19 protein-coding genes, 1 pseudogene and 1 riboswitch are annotated in these 19127 nt (G+C 45.3%); of the genes and pseudogenes, 18 read left to right on the plus strand and 2 right to left on the minus strand.

The genetic code is table 11. The features are described 5' to 3' along the window. Positions 1-105: 105 nt before the first annotated feature. The 13 genes from UF75_RS02125 to UF75_RS02185 all read left to right on the plus strand — a co-directional run bounded on the left by UF75_RS02125 (position 106) and on the right by UF75_RS02185 (position 13217). Complete coding sequence (locus tag UF75_RS02125; protein ID WP_045572950.1) at positions 106-492, plus strand: Lin0512 family protein; 387 nt, start codon at positions 106-108, stop codon at positions 490-492. Between the two features lie 13 nt (positions 493-505). Beyond that, positions 506-1468: a pyruvate dehydrogenase (acetyl-transferring) E1 component subunit alpha gene (gene pdhA / locus UF75_RS02130; RefSeq protein WP_045572951.1), complete on the plus strand. Its 963-nt coding sequence runs from the start codon at positions 506-508 to the stop codon at positions 1466-1468. Between the two features lie 24 nt (positions 1469-1492). Continuing rightward, a complete protein-coding gene (locus UF75_RS02135; protein ID WP_045572952.1) occupies positions 1493-2467 on the plus strand; it encodes an alpha-ketoacid dehydrogenase subunit beta in 975 nt (324 codons plus the stop codon). A gap of 92 nt (positions 2468-2559) precedes the next feature. Next, complete coding sequence (locus UF75_RS02140; RefSeq protein ID WP_045572953.1) at positions 2560-3591, plus strand: NAD(+)/NADH kinase; 1032 nt, start codon at positions 2560-2562, stop codon at positions 3589-3591. A gap of 49 nt (positions 3592-3640) precedes the next feature. Further along, the gene (locus tag UF75_RS02145; protein ID WP_045572954.1) at positions 3641-5233 is read left to right on the plus strand and encodes a 2-oxo acid dehydrogenase subunit E2; all 1593 of its coding nucleotides are present in this window, start codon (positions 3641-3643) and stop codon (positions 5231-5233) included. Between the two features lie 18 nt (positions 5234-5251). Continuing rightward, positions 5252-6793: a lipoyl synthase gene (gene lipA, locus UF75_RS02150; protein WP_045572955.1), complete on the plus strand. Its 1542-nt coding sequence runs from the start codon at positions 5252-5254 to the stop codon at positions 6791-6793. A 14-nt stretch (positions 6794-6807) separates the two neighbouring features. After that, positions 6808-7242 (plus strand): glycine cleavage system protein H, encoded by a 435-nt coding sequence (locus tag UF75_RS02155; RefSeq protein WP_045572956.1) that lies wholly within the window; start codon positions 6808-6810, stop codon positions 7240-7242. Positions 7243-7244: 2 nt separating this feature from the next. Continuing rightward, positions 7245-8753, plus strand: coding sequence for an FAD-binding oxidoreductase (locus UF75_RS02160; protein WP_045572957.1), 1509 nt, complete (start codon positions 7245-7247; stop codon positions 8751-8753). Next, a complete protein-coding gene (locus UF75_RS02165; protein WP_045572958.1) occupies positions 8750-9919 on the plus strand; it encodes a (Fe-S)-binding protein in 1170 nt (389 codons plus the stop codon). The genes UF75_RS02160 and UF75_RS02165 overlap by 4 nt, the downstream gene beginning before the upstream one ends. A 69-nt stretch (positions 9920-9988) precedes the next feature. Next, positions 9989-10411, plus strand: coding sequence for a glycine cleavage system protein GcvH (gene gcvH / locus UF75_RS02170; RefSeq protein ID WP_045572959.1), 423 nt, complete (start codon positions 9989-9991; stop codon positions 10409-10411). Further along, positions 10404-11510, plus strand: coding sequence for a radical SAM protein (locus tag UF75_RS02175; protein ID WP_052692952.1), 1107 nt, complete (start codon positions 10404-10406; stop codon positions 11508-11510). The genes gcvH and UF75_RS02175 overlap by 8 nt, the downstream gene beginning before the upstream one ends. Then, on the plus strand, positions 11507-12505 hold the full coding sequence (locus UF75_RS02180; RefSeq protein ID WP_242860076.1) for a radical SAM protein: 999 nt from the start codon (positions 11507-11509) through the stop codon (positions 12503-12505). Before UF75_RS02175 ends, UF75_RS02180 begins: the two co-directional genes overlap by 4 nt. A gap of 37 nt (positions 12506-12542) precedes the next feature. After that, the gene (locus UF75_RS02185) at positions 12543-13217 is read left to right on the plus strand and encodes a class I SAM-dependent methyltransferase (RefSeq protein ID WP_045572960.1); all 675 of its coding nucleotides are present in this window, start codon (positions 12543-12545) and stop codon (positions 13215-13217) included. Between the two features lie 191 nt (positions 13218-13408). Here UF75_RS02185 and UF75_RS02190 read toward each other — a convergent pair. Beyond that, a pseudogene (locus UF75_RS02190) lies at positions 13409-13964 on the minus strand (phosphomethylpyrimidine synthase ThiC); the annotation flags it as partial. A 625-nt stretch (positions 13965-14589) separates the two neighbouring features. On the opposite strand from UF75_RS02190, the gene UF75_RS02195 reads away from it, so the two are divergent. Then, positions 14590-15198, plus strand: a complete 609-nt coding sequence (locus UF75_RS02195) for a molybdenum cofactor guanylyltransferase (RefSeq protein ID WP_045572961.1) — start codon at positions 14590-14592, stop codon at positions 15196-15198. A 64-nt stretch (positions 15199-15262) separates the two neighbouring features. Here UF75_RS02195 and fdhD read toward each other — a convergent pair whose 3' ends face one another. Continuing rightward, positions 15263-16048 (minus strand): formate dehydrogenase accessory sulfurtransferase FdhD, encoded by a 786-nt coding sequence (fdhD, locus tag UF75_RS02200; protein ID WP_045572962.1) that lies wholly within the window; start codon positions 16046-16048, stop codon positions 15263-15265. A 148-nt stretch (positions 16049-16196) separates the two neighbouring features. Beyond that, a riboswitch (molybdenum cofactor riboswitch) is annotated at positions 16197-16329 on the plus strand. Between the two features lie 71 nt (positions 16330-16400). Between fdhD and moaA the strand changes: the two genes are divergently transcribed. From moaA to UF75_RS02220, 4 genes are read left to right on the plus strand one after another with little or no spacing between them, the layout of a single operon-like run. Then, positions 16401-17372, plus strand: a complete 972-nt coding sequence (gene moaA, locus UF75_RS02205) for a GTP 3',8-cyclase MoaA (protein WP_045572963.1) — start codon at positions 16401-16403, stop codon at positions 17370-17372. 4 nt (positions 17373-17376) lie between these two features. Next, positions 17377-17862, plus strand: a complete 486-nt coding sequence (moaC, locus tag UF75_RS02210) for a cyclic pyranopterin monophosphate synthase MoaC (RefSeq protein ID WP_045572964.1) — start codon at positions 17377-17379, stop codon at positions 17860-17862. A gap of 21 nt (positions 17863-17883) precedes the next feature. Beyond that, on the plus strand, positions 17884-18321 hold the full coding sequence (locus UF75_RS02215) for an MOSC domain-containing protein (RefSeq protein WP_045572965.1): 438 nt from the start codon (positions 17884-17886) through the stop codon (positions 18319-18321). Next, on the plus strand, positions 18318-18821 hold the full coding sequence (locus tag UF75_RS02220) for a MogA/MoaB family molybdenum cofactor biosynthesis protein (RefSeq protein WP_045572966.1): 504 nt from the start codon (positions 18318-18320) through the stop codon (positions 18819-18821). Before UF75_RS02215 ends, UF75_RS02220 begins: the two co-directional genes overlap by 4 nt. Positions 18822-19127 lie beyond the last annotated feature (306 nt).

Below are 19127 nucleotides of genomic sequence, written 5' to 3' on the forward strand. Positions count from 1 at the left end.
AGGTAGTTTCGCAGCTTTACATTAAATTTTTCATGAGAGTCTAGTTTGGCACATGGCTTGCGTATATATCATTTATTCGGATATTCAGAAGAGAAGGGGATAGGTATGAATCTAAAACGCTACATTATCGAATTAGGAGTTGGTACGGACTTGCATGGACAGGATGTGACGAAGGCAGCTACGAAAGCGGTGCGTGATGCCATTTCCAGGAGCTGTTTGTGTGGTCTTGTTGAGGTTTTTAACTTAAAAAATCTCAATGAAATGGTCGTAAAGGTTCATGTGGCTGCCCCTTATCCTGAATTGGTTCGGACGGAGGAGGTGTTAAATCAAATTCCGTTCGGTAGAAAGGATATCACGGTCAGCAAAGGAGGAATGGAAGTAGAGGGGATGTTAGTGCCTGGATTGGGCGATAGCGTTAATAGCATTTTGGTGGTTAATGTTTGTGTGACAGTTTATGTGGACTTGGACTGGAATCAAAACTTATTCGGATGAGGAGTGATATTAAGTGGCGCTTAATAAAGAACAAATGCTTGATTTATATCGTCAAATGCGTACGATCCGTGAATTTGAAGAAACAGTGGCTAACTTCTTTTCGCAGGGTCAAATTCCTGGCTTTGTTCACTTGTACATTGGTGAAGAGGCTGTGGCTACCGGAGTTTGTGCGAACTTAGAGAAACAGGATTATATTGCCAGCACCCACCGTGGCCACGGACATGCGATTGCTCGTGGAGCCTCGGTGAACAAAATGATGGCTGAGATTTTTGGTAAGATCGACGGATTCTGTAAAGGAAAAGGCGGCTCCATGCATATCGCAGATATAGAACTGGGTTTCCTAGGTGCAAATGGAATAGTGGGTGCGGGTCTACCTTTGGCGACTGGAGCAGGCTTTGCCCTTAAATATATGAAAAAGAATGGAGTCGCAATCTGCTTTTTTGGGGATGCAGCATCGAACAGAGGGACTTTCCATGAGTCCTTGAACATGGCGAGTATTCAGAAATTGCCGGTGGTGTTCGTCAATGAGAACAATGGGTACGGCATTTCTATGAGCCAGGCAAGGCATCAAAACATAAAGGACATAGCAGACCGGGCATCGGCCTACGGCATGCCTGGTGTGGTCGTTGACGGCAATGACGTTATGGCGGTCTACGAAGCGGCAGAAGAAGCTGTGAAGCGTGCCCGTGCGGGTGGAGGCCCCATCTTAATTGAATGCAAAACATATCGACATCATGGCCATTTTGAAGGGGATCCGACCGTATACAGGACCGATGAAGAAGTGAACGCATGGAAAGCAAAAGATCCTTTGCCACGGTTTGCGAGCCGTTTGCAAGAAATGAAAATGGCTACGGAAGCGGAAATTAAGCAAATCGATCTTGAAGTTAAAAAGATTATTGCTGATGCGGTTGAGTATGCTCAGAAGAGTCCTGTGCCTTCTCAAGATGAACTGTTGACCGATGTTTATTGCAATTAAGGAATTAGAAGGGGTGAGATTATTATGGCGGAAATGACATATTCTCAAGCAATTAATGAGGCTCTCCGTGAAGAAATGCGTAGGGATAAGAATGTGTATATTCTAGGAGAAGACGTTGGAGCATTTGGTGGGTGTTTTGGAGTAACAACTGGACTTATTGATGAATTTGGCCCGGAAAGAGTGTTGGATTCTCCGATCTCGGAGACCGCTATTATGGGTTCAGCTGTTGGAGCCGCTGTTGCGGGTTTACGCCCAGTGCCAGAAATCATGTTTGACGACTTTTTAGGTGTATGCATGGATGAGGTAGTAAACCAGACAGCAAAAATGCGTTATATGTTTGGTGGCAAAGCGAAGGTACCGCTGACATTAAGAATGGCCTGCGGTGCCGGAGTGGGTGCAGCGGCTCAACATTCTCAATGCCTAGAAGCATGGCTTTGTCATACTCCAGGACTTGTAGTCATTATGCCTTCGACGGCGGCAGATGCTAAAGGTTTGTTGAAAACTGCCATCCGTGATGATAATCCGGTAATGTTCTTAGAACACAAACTTCTCTATGGGGCAGGTGGGGAAGTTCCTGAAGGGGAGTATACAATTCCCATTGGCAAGGCGGATATCAAGCGGGAAGGAAAAGATGTCACTATCTTAGCTTATTCTATGATGCTTCATAAAGCGCTAGCGGCAGCGGAAACCCTAGCTCTAGACGGAATAGATGCAGAAGTGATTGATCCTCGGACACTTATCCCATTTGACAAGGAAACATTGTATAAATCCATAGAAAAAACTGGACGGTTGGTTATTGTGCATGAAGCTGTCAAACAAGGAGGATTTGGGGGAGAAATAGCAGCAATGGTTGCGGAAGAATGCTTTGATTCTCTCGATGCTCCCATTAAAAGGGTAGCAGCACCTTTTACTCCAATTCCTTTTGCATCTGGCCTAGAATCAGCCTATATTCCGGATGAGGCCAAAATCATTGATGCGGTGAAATCCGTTCTGGGATAAAATCTATTCTTTAGGATGTCTTCGTAAAGTAATTTCGCTTTTGAAGAAGGGCGGCCGTCCGTCCGGCCACCCTTAATCTTTGGTAGGAGGAGATGAACTTGATTGCAGGAATTATTGCAAATCCGGCTTCAGGAAAAGACATCCGACGTTTGGTGGCTCACGCCACTGTCTTTGATAATCTGGAAAAAGTTAATTTAATTCGGAGAATTTTGCTTGGGCTTCAAGCGGCTGGGGTTCAAAGGGTCTGGGTTATGCCGGACTATTTTAATTTTTATGAGCAAGCATTAGATTTCTTCATCGGTGAGAATCAGCTAACCATGGAAACAAAGCTCGTACCCATGAAGTGGAATGCGTGTCAAGAAGATTCACAGTTTGCGGCGGCTAAAATGGCAGAATTAGGAGTACGTTGTTTGATCACCCTGGGTGGTGACGGAACAAATAGGGTTGTAGCTAAAGGGGCCGGAGATGTTCCTATCATGCCTGTTTCCACAGGAACCAACAATGTTTTCTCGGTCATGTTGGAAGGCACTCTAGCGGGATTGGCAGCTGGTTTAGTTGCAACAGGAGTGGTAGAACGGGAATATTCTCTTCTCCGTACCAAAAAATTGATAATCCATCTCAATGGTAAAGCTGTAGATATAGCCTTAATCGACGCGGTTGTGCTCGAAGATCAGTTCATCGGTTCCCGGGCCATATGGAACATGGGTAAGGTCCGGCAGATTGTGGCAACACGTGGCGAGCCCTTTCATATTGGTATTGCGGCAATCGTCGGCGCTTTGCATCCTATCGATATGAGAGCAGCCGAGGGAATTAACTTAATCGTCGCAGCAAGTGGCGAGCAAATGCTGGACCAAAATCAAGGTTCTATAATTCAGGTAAAAGCGGCAGTAGCACCTGGTTTGATTCGATCAATTCCTGTTCGTTCACACGAATTAATGAGTCCCGGTCAGAAAGTAACTGTACGTCATCGCCCTTGTGTCATAGCACTCGATGGTGAAAGGGAAATTATTGTTGGCCCAGATGATTGTTGCGAAATAGAACTTGCGCAGACGGGTCCCTATGTGGTCGATTACAAAAGAACGTTAAAACGTGCTGCTGAAAAAGGTTACTTCATAAATCGTTGAACTTCTTTAAAACAAAGAAAATAAGCATAAAATTCAGGAGGAAATTAGAATGGCACATATTATGCTCATGCCTAAATTAGGCCTAACCATGAAAAAAGGAAAAATAGTGAGCTGGCTCAAAAACGAAGGGGAGACGGTTGCCCAAGGAGAGGCACTTTTAGAAGTGATGACAGAAAAGGTCAACATTAAAGTTGATTCACCTTATAGTGGAGTACTTTATAAGATCATTGGTGCTCCAGGCTCGAGTTTCCCGATTTCTGTTCCACTTGCTGTTTTAGCGGAAGAAGGGGAAGATGCCGCTTCTTTAGAAGGGGCTCTGGCAGAGGCGAAAAGTGTTCTACAAGCAGCACTAGCAGGTGGGAGTGGCGAAGGAGAGAAGAAGAAAGAAACAAAACCTGTTAAACCTTTTGGGATTTTTGCCAGTACTGGCAAGGTATCTCCTCGTGCGGCTAAACTCGCCGATAAAGAAGGCGTCGCAATTGGTTTAATTAATGGCAGCGGTCCAAACGGCAAGGTTGTTGAAGCAGATGTATTAAATTACATTCTTCAGGTCAAGGGAGAGACGACTTCTGAACTGCGTTCAATTGATCCTCTGAGCATGCGGGGTGTCATCGCGGAGCGTATGCTTAAGAGCCGGAGAGAGGCTGCCCATGTCACTCTCATGAAAGAAGTGGATATGACCTCATTGAAAGATGTACGGGAGCAATTAAACGAGTTGGGCGCGGACAAACGAGTTAAATTTTCCTTTACTGATTTCCTTGTTAAGTTTACAGGACAGGCTTTATCGGAATTCCCGCTGGTGAACTCGCGGAGCACCGAGAAGGAAATTGAATTAGCCAAATCGGTCAATGTTGGGGTAGCCGTCGCCTTGGAAGAGGGGCTTGTCGTTCCCAATCTGAAAAATGTTCCAATGCTTACCCTGGAACAGATTTCAGCCAAAATTAAAGACCTAGCAACGCGAGCACGCAATTCTGAACTCAATCCGGAGGAGATAGAACAAGGCACCTTCACGATTACCAATCTGGGAGCATACGGAGTGGAAGGGTTTACTCCCATTATTAATCGACCGGAAACCGCCATTCTCGGTGTTGGAACGATAAAACAGAAACCAATAATGGTCGATAGTCGCTTAGAAAACCGCTTTTTTATGACACTTAGCCTTTCTCTCGATCATCGAATCATCGATGGTTCACTCGCTGCAGAGTTTTTAGGCCGTCTTATAGAAATGTTGGAGAATCCCTATCCTTGGCTCCAGTTACATCCGCAAGGCAATGACGATCTTCTCATCAAGACCGGAGGCAAAGAAACACCTCACGACCTGTTGGGGGCGTTTTCAGGTGGGTTGGAAGAATTGAAAGAAGAAGCCCCAGAATTAGCGATTGGCTTCGAAAGCCTCATGGCTCCAGTCTTTTGCGAAGGGGAACTGGGGATCATGGAAAAAGAATTAATGGCGGTGGCCATCGCCATTTATGGGAAATGTGAGTACTGCATTGCCGCTCATGTTTATAATGCCATGAATGCCGGAGCATCTGGTGATCAAGTGCTGGAGGCAGCCGGAGTCGCTGTCGCTTTTGGAGGCGGCCCGGCAATGGCTTATACCGTAACAAAAGTTCGCGAATGCATCAAAGCTTTTGGCGGTTAAAGAAAGCGGGGATAACCGATGGTTGGGTCTTTTCACCCCACGTATCTTCTTGACCTCGGGAAAGCGGACTATAAACCGGTTTGGCAACTTCAGAAGAATTTACAAAATCTCAGAATTGAGGGTCAGGTCGCAGATAGCTTTATTTTGGTCGAACACTCTTCCACAATTACGGCGGGTAAAGACAGTCGCAGGGAACATATCTTAGTCGATGAAGAATGGCTCGCCGCCCATGGGTTCCAAGTTTTCCAGATTGAAAGAGGTGGAGATGTTACTTACCATGGTCCGGGACAACTTGTAGGGTATCCCATTCTAGATCTTAAAGACTACGATAAAGACGTCCATTTGTTGGTTTATAGATTAGAAGAAATGTTGATAAGAACGCTTTCTGCATTTGGAATCAAGGCGGTGCGACGGGTTGGATTTACTGGAGTGTGGGTTGGGGAGAAGAAAATTGCCAGCATTGGATTAGGGGTAAATCATTGGGTGACAATTCACGGTTTTGCCATTAATGTTAACCCGGATTTGTCTCAATTTAAGACCATTGTTCCTTGCGGCCTGTCCGGTGTGCAAATGACTTCGCTTGCCGAAGAACTAAACAGTTCAATTAGTATTTCCAAGGTCAAAAATAGGATTATTGAAGAAATGTGTGCGCTTTTTCAATGGGAAATTCGCCCAATATCCCAAGAAATAGAAACGTTGTTGGCTGTCGACGGCCTAGAAGCAAAAGTTAATCGACCAAGTTGGTTAAGGGTAAAGGCTCCTTTATCGGGCGTGATAGAAGAAATGGAAGGGCTTTTGGCAAGGGGCCGTTTGCACACGGTCTGTGAGGGAGCATGTTGTCCTAACGCGGGTGAATGCTTTGCTCTAGGTACGGCCACGTTTATGATTCTTGGTGACGTCTGCACTAGGGGATGCCGTTTCTGTGCGGTGAGCAAAGGAATTCCTTGTGCTCCTGATCCAGCGGAAGCGGAAGCAGTAGCTCAGACCGTTAAAACTCTTAACCTCAAACACGCTGTCATCACATCCGTTACCAGGGATGACTTATTCGACGGCGGAGCAGGAGAATTCGCCCGAGTTGTTATAGCCTTACGACGAATAACCCCGAAGACAAGCATCGAACTATTGATTCCGGATTTCGCTGGATCAGAATCAGCGCTTGAAACCGTTGTTGCCGCTAAACCCGAAGTCATCGGTCACAATATAGAAACCGTTCAGCATCTCTATCCTCAAGTACAACCAGGGGCAGACTACGAACGTTCGTTAATGGTTTTAAGAAATGTTAAAAAACTGGACCCTCGGATCAAAACCAAAAGTGGGCTGATGGTCGGTCTAGGGGAAACAACGCAAGATGTTTGTACGGTCATGCGTGACTTGAGAAAGGCAGGGTGTGATTACCTGACTATCGGCCAATACCTGCAGCCCACGCCTAAACATCTGCCGATAAAAGGGTTCATTCCTCCGAGTATGTTTGCTTGGTATCGGGAGCAGGCCCTTGAGCGTGGCTTTAAAAAAGTGGAATGTGGCCCATTAGTCCGCAGTTCCTATCATGCACAACCCTAACGGAGGTGGAGAATATGGCAATTATTGAAGGATACAATTTACCCGATGACCTCTACTATACTGAAGACCATGCCTGGGTGAAAGTAGAGGGAAATTTAGTCAGAGTAGGGATGAATGATTTTGCCCAGAAATTGGCGGGAGATATTTCGTTTGTTAAACTACCTAAAGTCGGTAAAGACGTACCAATAGGTAAACTTCTCAGCTCTATGCAGTCGGGGAAATGGGCGGGACGTATCGAGGTACCTGTAGCAGGTAAGATCGTGGAAGTCAATAAAGAGTTATTGCATGAACCGCAAAAGATGAACCAGGATTGTTATGGAGCTGGCTGGATTGCCTTGATTGAGCCTAACAATTTCCAGGAGGACTCCGCCAAACTCATGGATGGGGCGAAAGCCGCAGTGTGGCTTAAGGGAGAAATTACCCGGAATGTTCCGGGTAAGGAGGGGTAGTTATGGAACAAGCTTTGCAAAAAATATGTGGGAAAAGGGTCACAACCGACCCTTTTGAATGTGCCCCATATGCTAAAGATGTAGCCTATATCCCTGGTTTTTTTGTCCATTTACTCACGAATCCTGTACCGAAAGCCGTGGTTCAGCCCATCTCTGTAGAAGAAATCTCTAGTTTGATCAAGTGGGCAAAGCAAGGCAAAATACCGGTCACCGTCCGGGGCGGAGGCTCTACCGCCTATTTCAATTCCGTTCCGATGCGAAGTGGTTTAGTAATTGATACGAATCGCCTCCAAGGGTTTTCCAAACTTGAGCTAAGCCAGGGGAGCAATAGAAAAATGGTCTGGGTCAAAGCAGGGATGACTTGGAAAGACCTGGATGACGGATTGCGACAGCAGGGTTGTGCGGTTTGCTCAAGCCCTAGCAGTGCCCCCTCCGCTACTATCGGAGGGTGGGTTTCCATGGGGGGGTTAGGTATCGGTTCTGTCCCTTATGGTCCAGTTCACGATCAGATTATGGCCATAAGGGGGGTGACGGCCACTGGGGAAATAGTGGAACTCTCACGACCTGGCAAAGATCTTACAAAGATACAGGGATCTGAGGAATTGGGCTTACAATTTGATGATTTGATGGGCACTGAAGGAACTCGGGGAATTATTACGGAGATTAAGCTGTTGGTGCGTGACGTTCCAGAAAAAGAGGAACACCTGCTGGCGGTATTTAATAGTGAAACGGATACTGGCTCGATGATGTCCTGGCTAGGCGGAGAAAATTTAACTTCTCTGTACAATGTTCATTTTAGTAGTCCGGAATTCATCATGACGCTCCAGGAAGCTGGATACGCTCATGAGATTCCTCTGGGGAAGTTCAGTCTGGAAATTGATCTTGAGGGCAAGCGTGACGAGGTGGATGTAGCTGTTGCTCACATCAGAAAACATGTAAAAGTCCTAGGCGGAACTTTATTGCCTGATGGGGTAGGAGCAGAGGAATGGGCCGATCGGTTTAAATCCCTCCGGCTTGAACAAACACTTCCTTCCCTACAAGCGGCAGAAATTACACTCCCTGTCAGTAATTTTGCGGCTTTTTATGAGGGGTTAAGTAAGTTGGCCCAAAAGACAAATACCCTATGTGTTACTTATGCCCATCTCGTGTCTCCTGAAATGGCCCTGGTGATGGTTCTTTATCCCTCAGATGAACTTAACACGATCCGTTACATTGCCGATCTTAGCTTCATCAGCCAGATTTACAAGTTGGGACAAAGCTTTGGTGGTAAACCCTACGTCATTGGTCTTTGGAATACCCCCTATTTGGGAAAAGTATATGACCGGGGTGAGAGAGAGCGTCGGCGCCAGCGTAAACAAGCTCTAGATCCCCAAGCTCTACTCAATCCCGGAAAGGGTTACAATCCCCCTTCAATTATTCTGAACAGCTATGTCTTTGGTTTTGGTATGATCATGATTGGTCTCTTGCGACCTTTGGTCCTTAAAATCCTAAAAGGAGGAAAAGGACGATGAAAACTATTGAAGAACTTCGGGAGCAAATAGCCAAAACCAGTTATATCTGCGGAAGCTGCGGCAGTTGTCGAAGTGTCTGTCCCGTTTACCGAGAAATTGGTTGGGAATCCGCTGCACCCCGAGGGAAAATTGCTTTGGCCAAAGAGGTATTCCTGAAGAAAAAAGAGGAAAAAGCCACGGACCAATATGCTCAGCGTTTGCAGGAGTGTACGCTGTGTGGTAAATGTGCGGAAATATGTGCAGCTGGAATTAAAACACGTGAGCTCTGGTTGAATCTGCGGGAGGATTTAAGAGCTCGGGGAATGGAACATCAGAACTTAACACAGATGGCTCGGCAAATTAAAACGACACACAATATCAGTACGTTCTCCAATGAAAATCGCCTTGACTGGGTGGACGATTTAGATGAGGTTGAAGTAGAAGTCTCAAAAGCCGGAAGTGAGGTTGCCTACTTTGTAGGATGTGTGTCTTCCTTCTATCCGATGTCGGTTGGAATCTCCCAAAGTATTGTAAGTTTATTGGATCGAGCAAACATTAATTATACCGTTCTAGGAAGTGAGGAATGGTGTTGTGGATTTCCCCTCATCGCTTCAGGAAACACGCAACAAGTCACTGAATTAGCCAAACACAATGTGGAAAAGGTACGCGCTCTTGGTGTCAAAACCTTAATAACGGGCTGCGCCTCCTGTTATCATACCTGGACACACGAATATCCGACGATCCTTAGGGAAAATCTTGGCTTTGAGGTGCTCCATGCAACTCAGTATCTGGCTGGATTAATCCGTAAAAGACAATTAGTGCCTGGCAATTTAGATGAAACCGTCACTTATCACGACCCTTGCGATTTGGGTCGTAACAGTGGAATCTATGACGAGCCCCGAGAACTTTTACAGGCCATGGAGGGGGTTAACTTTGTAGAAATGCCTCATCGCCGGGAGATGGCCGACTGTTGCGGTGGTGGAGGGAATCTAGCTGCCGTAGATAAGGATTTAAGTCAAGCTATTGCTGTGAAACGGGTACGTGAGGCTGTAACAACCGGGGCAACTATTTTAACCTCTGCGTGCCAGCAATGTGTACAGACTTTGCAAATGGCGGCAAGACAGGAAAAATTACCGCTTGAGGTCTTAGATGTTACTGAGTTATTGTGGCGATCCTTGGAAGAATAGTTTATTAACCTTCCTGAAATAGCATAGGAACTTGGCTACTTGCACGATAATGATAAAGAGGGTGAGAATATGAAGGTCGGAGAGTGGCATTTCCCAGATGAATTACTCTATGATGAACACCATCAGTGGCTCAAAAGGGAAGGAAAAACTATCATCATTGGCTTAACCGATTACGGGCAATACACCAGGGGGGATATATTGTACTTGAATTTGCCAGAATCCGGCACTCAGGTGAAGGCAGGAGAGGCCGTAGGTTCTCTGGAAACGGGAAAATGGGTCGGGCGTTTTTATGCTCCCCAGACAGGGGAAATCTGTGCCGTGAACGCGGAAGTCCTGGAAAGCACACGCTTGATTAATCAAGATCCCTATGGGCGCGGTTGGCTGTTTAAAATAGAAACTCATTCCTCTGAAGGACCAATGCTTATGACGGTAGAGCAACTCAAGGAATGGTTAGACGTGGAATTAGCCAGAGAGAAGGCCTGTGATGTCTAACACTCACGCTGATCGTTCCCAAGCTGAACTTACCCAAGAAATCGAGGACCTTGGTTTAGAAAGTCCGGAGGTTATCCAAACGAGTCTTGCAGCCGCGATGACTCTCGGTTTAAAGGGCGGCATTTTCTATCGCAATGCCAAGCTCAGCTGCTTAAACTTGCTGCTGACTTATCGAGAGGGCTGTCAGGGACGCTGCGGTTATTGCGGTTTGGAACAAAAACGTTCAGAAAAAACCAAAGGGACAACGTTCATCCGAGTTGCTTGGCCCACCTACTCCTTTGATCTTATTCTCGAACGGACAAAACAATATCAAAACTCTTTGAAACGAATTTGCCTATCCATGATTACCCATAAGAGGGCCATTGAGGATTCGTTAAAGCTTGTATCCCGTTTACACAGTGCAGTCAATTTGCCGATTAGTATCCTTTGTGCCCCGACGCTGATCCACAAGACGGAAGACCTGCAAAAACTTAAAGAGGCTGGTGCCGATCAACTTGGGGTGTCGATTGACGCAGCTACCCCAGAAATCTTCCAAAAATACCGAGGAAAAGGTGTAAGGGGACCTCATCGCTGGGAACATTACTGGGAGATTTTAAGAAAGGGTGTTGCTGTTTTTGGACAAGGCCAGGTCAGTGTTCATCTGATTGTTGGCCTCGGAGAAAGCGAACAAGAGATGGTCATGGCTTTGCAGCAAGTACACGATTTAGGCGCGGTGGTTCATCTGTTTTCGTTCTATCCCGAACCGGGGAGTGCTCTGGCGGAGAAAGCGGCACCCTCTCTTAGTCAATACCGCCGTATGCAATTAGCCCGTTATCTAATTATGAATGATTTGGCGAGTGCCAGAACTATGTACTTTAATAGTTCTGAACAAGTTTATGATTTTGGGATGGATGTCGAACCTTATGTGGCTTCCGGCCAACCTTTTCGCACGTCCGGCTGTCCCGGGCATGATGGAGAAACTGCCTGTAATCGGCCCTATGGCAATGAACGACCAGGTACTACCCTAGCAAATTATCCGTTTGTTCCTAATGCACGAGATGTGGAGCAGATCAGAGGTGAACTCTACGCCGGGCTCATGGAGGGTGTTGAACAATTGTGAATTCGAATGAAGAGAAGATGCTAGGGAAGACAATTATCGGAGGTTGGACGGAATTTGATCAAAGTGCGAACTTACCTAATCTGCTAAAAGAAGCCTGGAACCTGCGCCGGAGAACCTTCCCTGATTTCATCCACTTTGCAGTTCCCGGCGGGAGGCACTATGAAGGTAAGCATTTTTGCAATTCAGGCCGATTTCTCAATGTGAGCATCACAGGAACCTCCTGCGCTCTTCAGTGTGACCATTGTCAGGGGACAATGCTAAATGGAATGATTCCGGCTCCAGCCCCAGAAAAACTACAGGAACTGGGAATCAACCTGCGGAAAAAAGGAGTTACGGGCCTTCTTATCACTGGAGGATGTAATCAAGAGGGGCAGGTCCCCCTTAAGCCCTTTTTGCCGGCTTTAACTTATCTAAAATCCCTGGATTTTACGATTCATGTGCATACTGGCTTAGCAGATAAGGAAACCGCAGTTGGGTTAAAACAGGCTGGGGTTGATAAAGTATTTCTGGATATGATCGGTGATGCCGCTACAATTCACAGGGTTTATCATCTTGACCGCAAGCCTAGTGACTTTATAGATACTTTAGAAATCCTGTTAGCCGAAAGTTTAGATGTCGTCCCGCATGTGGTGCTCGGCTTAAACTACGGGAAAATAATGGGAGAAAAAAACCTTATTCAAATGTTAAGTGACTATCCCTTGGAAACATTGGTGTTGGTTGCTTTACGAGCCGTGCCGGATACTCCGATGGGCGGAGTCATTGGACCGGATCCTGCTGAGATCATCAGAATCACAGCTCAAACTCGTCTCTTGAATCCGTCGCTTAAAATTAGTTTTGGTTGTGCTCGACCCTATACTCAAAAGGCTTGGTTGGAGAGAGGGCTCATAGCGGCGGGAATTAATACGTTGGCCTTTCCACTTGATGAAACCATAGACTTCGCTTTAGCGCACGGGTTGAAATCTGTCATGAGTGAGATGTGCTGTGGTGGACTGTAGGGAAAAAGTAGAAAGAACTAAAGTGGGAGTGATTATAATGCCGATTGAACTATTTGATCCGATAGCCGAAGATTATGACAACTGGTACGAAACGGAAATAGGACGAATTGCTGATCAAGTAGAGCGGGACCTGGTTGTTCAGCTCTTTCAACCATCCGGTCTCAAGATCTTAGAAATTGGGTGTGGAACAGGACAATACACCACTACGCTAGCGAAGCAGGGGTATCAAATCACGGCTGTTGATATATCTGAAAAAATGATGGCACGAGCTCGAGAAAAAATTGCGAACTTAGGATATTCGGTAAAGTGGCTTAATGCGGATATCACTCAAATCATGGATCAACTTGAGCAATATCATGGTATTCTTTCGATGAGTGCTTTCGAGTTTATTCCAAATCCTGAGGAAATTTTAGCTAGATTATTTGAGCATATAGAGCCCAAAGGATGTCTGGTGATTGGAGTTATTGCGGGAGAATCTCCCTGGAGCGAGTTCTATGGTAGGAAAGCTAATACGAAACCTGAATCCGTTTTTGCCCACGCACGGTTTTACACGGAATTCGAAATTCGTCAATGGGAGGTAGGGGGACGGCTTAAAATTGGCGAAGCACTTTATTTTCCGCCAGAGGTGTCTTCGGTAGACCGAGCTTTAACACTGGAAAAACAAAAAAATACGAACCCTAATTTTTTGGTCGCCAAGTGGGTAAAAGAATGATCGTTGGAGATATCTGATAAATGAGAGACGCATAGTTTACGGACTCTCTTTTATTTATTAATCAAATCCAGTCCTATGAAAATATTCACCGGAAAGTTCGGACGTCTAACGCCATAGAGTTAAGATAATCAAAGGAGCAAGTAGCTAAGGTCCTCATCGGATAAGCTGCTTGCTCCTTTATGTAATTAGGTCTACTTGTCCATAATACGGTTCATGAGGCGCATCGAACACATTTCTCCGCACATGGTGCAGCTGTCCTGATGCTCAGGGGCGGATTCTTTACGATAACGCTCTGGTTTTTCACGGTCTAAGGCTAGACAAAACATTTTCTCCCAATCCAAATCTTGTCTGGCCTGGCTCATTCTCTTGTCCCATTCGGCTGCTCCAGGTATCCCTTTGGCAATATCCCCGGCATGTGCTGCAATCTTGACTGCTACGATCCCTTCGCGCACGTCGTCCAAAGTGGGCAAACGAAGGTGTTCGGCGGGCGTTACATAGCAGAGAAAATCTGCTCCTGCCGAGGCGGCTAAGGCTCCGCCGATTGCACTGGTGATGTGATCGTAACCAGGAGCCACGTCTGAGACTAATGGCCCCAAAATGTAGAAGGGCGCTCCGTGGCAAAGTTTTTTCGCCAACTGAACATTAGCCACTACTTCCATGCAAGGGAACGTGGCCGGGTCCTTCAATCATGACTTGTACATTGCGTTTCCAAGCCCTTTGAGTCAATTCTCCCATCACCTCCATTTTTAGCCTGTTCCATTTGTGTACTCATCTAATCACACTCTTTCTTATATTTTTCTTATAGTTGTGTTTCCATAATGCGCTGTATAACTAAAAGGTAGATAAATAAATAATGAATGCTGACTGCAAAGTGATTAGGCACATTTATTTATACTCTTTGGAAATTAGCGATTTGGTCCTGGGTGGTTAATCTTGAAATAGATCACCTAATGGTGTCAAAAAGGGCGTTAAGAACCATCCCCATGTTCCCCATCTAACTTAAGTCTCTATGTTCAATTAGCTGAAATATAGTCGCGTGACAATAAAAGTCTGATGTGGTACATTGAAGATAGAGCAGTCGGTTTTAATATCAGTTAGAATCAAATAGGGTGGGAGTGAAAACTTATAATGCAACCAGAAGAAGTGATTATGTATACTGTCCCCCTTTGACCCCACTGTTTTCGCGCTAAGCGATTCCTTTCGGGTAAAGGGATTTTGTTTATAGAGAAAAATATTGTAGTTCCGAAAAACTTGATAGAAATGAGAAACGCGACCAATGCGATTGGAGTTCCTGTAACGATTGTTGGGAAACGGGTTTTGACGCGCTTCAAGTCCGCCGAATACGAGGAGGTATTCAAAGATTACTAAGTTAATAGAAGACTTCGGAAAACAACTTCCGAAATTAAAGGCTACCGGCGTCTTATTAGCTGGCGGGAAAAGCTCACGAATGAGTAAAAATAAAGCCTTCTTGGAACTAGACGGGAGCCCCTTGGTAGAACGGAGTCTAGCTGTCTTACAAACAGTGTTTAAAGAGGTTTTAATTAGCAGCAACAAGCCTGAATTGTATGCGGACTACGGAGTGCCCATCATTCAAGACGAGGTTCTTGATCGGGGCCCTTTAGAAGGGCTCTATCAGGGCTTGAAATCAGCGACCAATGAGTGGGCTTTTTTTGTGGCTTGTGATATGCCGTTTTTGAGAGCGGAGGTTATCCGTTTTCTGTTTAGGTGGATTTCAAATTATGACGCGGTTGTTCCACGGTTCCAATCCGGCCTTCACCCACTGCACGCTTTTTATCATCGACGTTGTCTTCCCTTAATCAAAAAGAATCTTGAGGCGGATCGCCTCAAGATTATCGATTTCTATCCTAGTTGTTCAGTAAAGTATGTGGGGGAAACGGAACTTAAGATCTTTTCAGATTTGACGAATGTTTTTTGTAACGTTAATACACCACAAGAATGGTCTACTATTCTTAAACGATAAAGAAAGGTTTTCAGAGGGTAGTATTAGACTTCATGCTGAAGTTAGATGAACTTAAGGATACTGTTCAGCGGATAATTCGCTCTGAACAGGTATAAATATTTAAGCGTTGTTCTCTGGCAAACCCTATGACTGTGATGTTTAAAGCGGTCGCTTGAGAAAGAGCCATATCTGTCGGTGCACCACGAGCGATAAGAATGGGCACTTTCATTTTGGCCACCTTAAGCAGGATTTCCGAGGAGACCCGACCACTGAAGAAAATGACATGGTTTTCAAGACTAAGGTGAGAGCGAAAGGCGCTACCACTAAGTTTATCAAAGACATTGTGTCTGCCAATGTCATAGCTTGTCAGGACAGCCTCGCCACGATTTCCAACTCCGCCGCTATGGATGCCACCCGTTTCTTGAAAGAGTGGGAGATAGGATTGCAAAAATTTTGCATAATCATAGGCTTCCTGGAGTAATATGCTATAGGTTGACGTGACTGGTTTAACCATCAGAGCGTCATTAGCAAAACAAAAGGAAGCTCTACTTTTGCCGCAACAGGCGGAAACAAAGCGTTTGCTCATCAGTTCTTTCTGCAGAAGACAAGGCTTTCCTTCCACCCAAACCAAGTGGTCAAGGGGATCATGGCGAATTTCATAGACGTCTTCGGGAATCTGAATAAAGCCTTCATTGATCAGAAAACCCAGAGTAAGTTCTTCAGTTTGGAAGGGAGAGCATAAGAGCGTCGCGATCTCCTCGCGATTATAATGGATGGTCAAAGGAACTTCTCTGACTACAGTGTCTTCTATCCAATCGAGTTGTGGTCCATTGGCTTTAAGAATGGAGTGGGTAACCGTTTCGTTTGGCATTGCTACCTCCTTGATGCGTATCTTTCCTTTCTTCTAGTGTACAATAGTTTTAAACAAACATGAATCATTTTCTGAAAAATAGATTAAAATATAGACAGAATAAAGGAATTCCACCCTTGATCGCGAACTATATAAAAAAGGTTAAAATTTAATTGTCTCGCTCCGAAGCTGGATCCCCTAAAGCCCATGGCTATGGTGACCAGACTGGTGTCTTAAAGACACTCGGGTATTATGGGAAACTGTAATATCTCCTGCTGGAAAGGAGTCTGTCAAACAGGTGGATTTAATTCCCCGGTTGTTTACAGACCGCGGGTTTTTTTATTTGCGCATTTATTTGAAATGAGGAGTGGCTATGCAGGATCAATTTCTAAGAAAGATTGACTATCTCAGAATTTCAGTAACGGATCGTTGCAATCTGCGTTGTAAATACTGTATGCCAACTGAGGGAATTCAATGGATGCCCCACGATTTTATTCTTTCTTTCGAAGAGATATTAAGATTGATGAGGATAAGCACGCAATTAGGATTTCGGCGATTCCGTATCACAGGAGGAGAACCCTTGGTTCGCAAGGATATTTTGGACTTTCTACGGGAAGCGGCTCAACTGCCAGGGGTTGAGGATCTTATGCTGACAACTAATGGTATGTTGCTCCCGGAAATGGCCTTCGACTTAAAAGCGGCAGGTGTTCAGCGCGTTAATATTAGTTTGGATACTATGGATCCGAAGCGTTTTTCCGAAAATACGCGAGGCGGCGATGTTTCAAAAGTGATTCAAGGGGTGTTTCGTTCACTTGAAGCGGGTCTAAATCCGGTTAAAATTAATGTCGTGGTTGTTAGAGATTTTAATACGGAGGAGTTGCCCGATTTTCTCAAGCTGGCTAAGCAATATCCTTTGCATATTCGATTCATCGAACTCATGCCAATTGGAGTAAGTTCAGATCATCGAACGGACTTCGTCCCAATAACAGAAATGAAAGAACGCTTGGGTATCCTTGAAGAACCTCCAACTCAGGATATTCGCGGGGGTGGACCTGCAGAGTATTTTCGACCGAGTGGATATAAAGGGAGTATCGGGTTTATCAGCGCACTAAGCCGCCACTTTTGCAATACTTGCAATCGGGTGCGCTTAACTGCGGATGGGAAACTAAGGCCTTGTTTGCATAGCCGCCATGAAGTCGATTTGCGGGAGGCCTTGCGCAACGATAGTTCGGACGCAGACCTTTTGAAGCTGTTTGCGCAAGCCGTTTGGAATAAACCTGCAGAACATCACATGAATAGCCAAGCATGGCAAGATACACGTGTCATGTCTCAGATCGGAGGGTAACGAAGTGGATTTAACACATTTTGATGAAGAAGGGCGCGCCCGGATGGTAGATGTCAGTGACAAAGCGGAAACGGCGCGGGTCGCGGTTGCCCAAGGTAAGGTGCTGATGAACCCAGAAACCTTCGAGCGCATTCGTTCAGGTCTTATTGCCAAAGGGGACGTTTTGGCAGTAGCGCAAGTAGCAGGAATCATGGCAGCTAAACAAACGTCACAACTGATCCCTATGTGTCATCCATTAGCGATCACTGGTGCAAAGCTTAGTTTTAAATTAGTGGAACCGGATGAAATTGATATTGAAGCTAGTGTCAAGGTTTATGGAAAAACTGGAGTAGAGATGGAAGCCCTAACAGCCGTTAGTGTTGCTGCCTTAACAATTTATGATATGTGTAAAGCCATTGATAAAACTATGACAATAAAGGACATTTATTTGGTTGAAAAGCTGGGTGGGAAAAGCGGACATTTTTCTCGAACCTTGCCCAAAATAGGATGAGATGAAAGCGAGGACTTAAAAATGGGTAAAATAGTCGCTGTTTGTACGAGTGAACGAAAAGGAATGCGCAAGAAGAATGTTGGAGAGGGGATCTTAAAAGTTAATTTTGGACTTGAAGGGGATGCGCATGGCGGGGATTGGCATCGAATGGTCAGCTTACTGGCAATGGAAAGCATCAAGACAATGCAGGATAAAGGGTTAAAAGTAGGTCCAGGGGACTTTGCAGAAAACTTGACAACCGAAGGCTTAGAATTATTTACTCTTCCGATTGGAACTAAACTTAAAATTGGAGAAACCAGTATTGGAGAAGTGACACAGATTGGTAAAGAATGTCACACGAAGTGTGCTATTTTTTATCAAGCTGGGGACTGTGTAATGCCGAAAGAAGGGATTTTTATCCGGCTGCTAGAGGGCGGAGCGGTTCGCGTCGGAGACAATATTGAGGTGATCCCCACATGATCCAAGTAGGGGTAATTACAGCGAGTGACAAAGGATCGCGCGGTGAAAGGGAGGATCTATCCGGGCCAACCCTCGCTACGCTTGTTCAAGAAATCGGTGGACAGGTTGTCGAGTATGTGGTGCTCCCCGACGACCAGGGCTTGCTAGAGGATATGATGCGCCTTTGGGCAGATGAACGTAGCCTTGACTTAATCTTAACGACGGGTGGAACCGGGTTTTCGATGCGGGACGTGACGCCTGAGGCAACGTTAGCGGTAGCAGATCGTATGGTTCCAGGCATTGCTGAAGTGATGAGAATGGAAAGCCTTAAAGTTACTCCTAAAGCGATGTTAAGTAGAGCGATTGCCGTCCTTAGAAAGCGAACCTTAATTATAAATATGCCAGGTAGTCCTAAAGCGGTGCGCGAATGTTTTGCAGCCATTGCCCCAGCGCTTCCCCATGGAATTCAGATCCTCAAAGGGGAAGCCAGTGAATGTGCTACAACGTTAAAGCAGCCTTAATAACCTTTAAGGTTAGTCCTCTCAATACACTTAAACTTGATCGATCAAGTATCCAGACTGAAATTTAAAAGAGATTGGCAAAATTGCCAATCTCTTTTAAATTAGAAGAAAGAATTAAACTTTTACTATTTCTGCCATAGATTAATTTCCACTCGACTTTCTGTAATTTGAACGTAGATGACAACCCCTAAGATAAGCGAGATTCCGACAATATTACTGAGGTTAAACCATTGGAGTCATATTGGAAACCTTGACTAAAACATCCAAAACTAGGCAAACCATAATCATACCAAACAAGTTGTAAGT

Origin of the sequence: Desulfosporosinus sp. I2, assembly GCF_000960765.1 — a bacterium.
Taxonomy (GTDB): domain Bacteria; phylum Bacillota; class Desulfitobacteriia; order Desulfitobacteriales; family Desulfitobacteriaceae; genus Desulfosporosinus.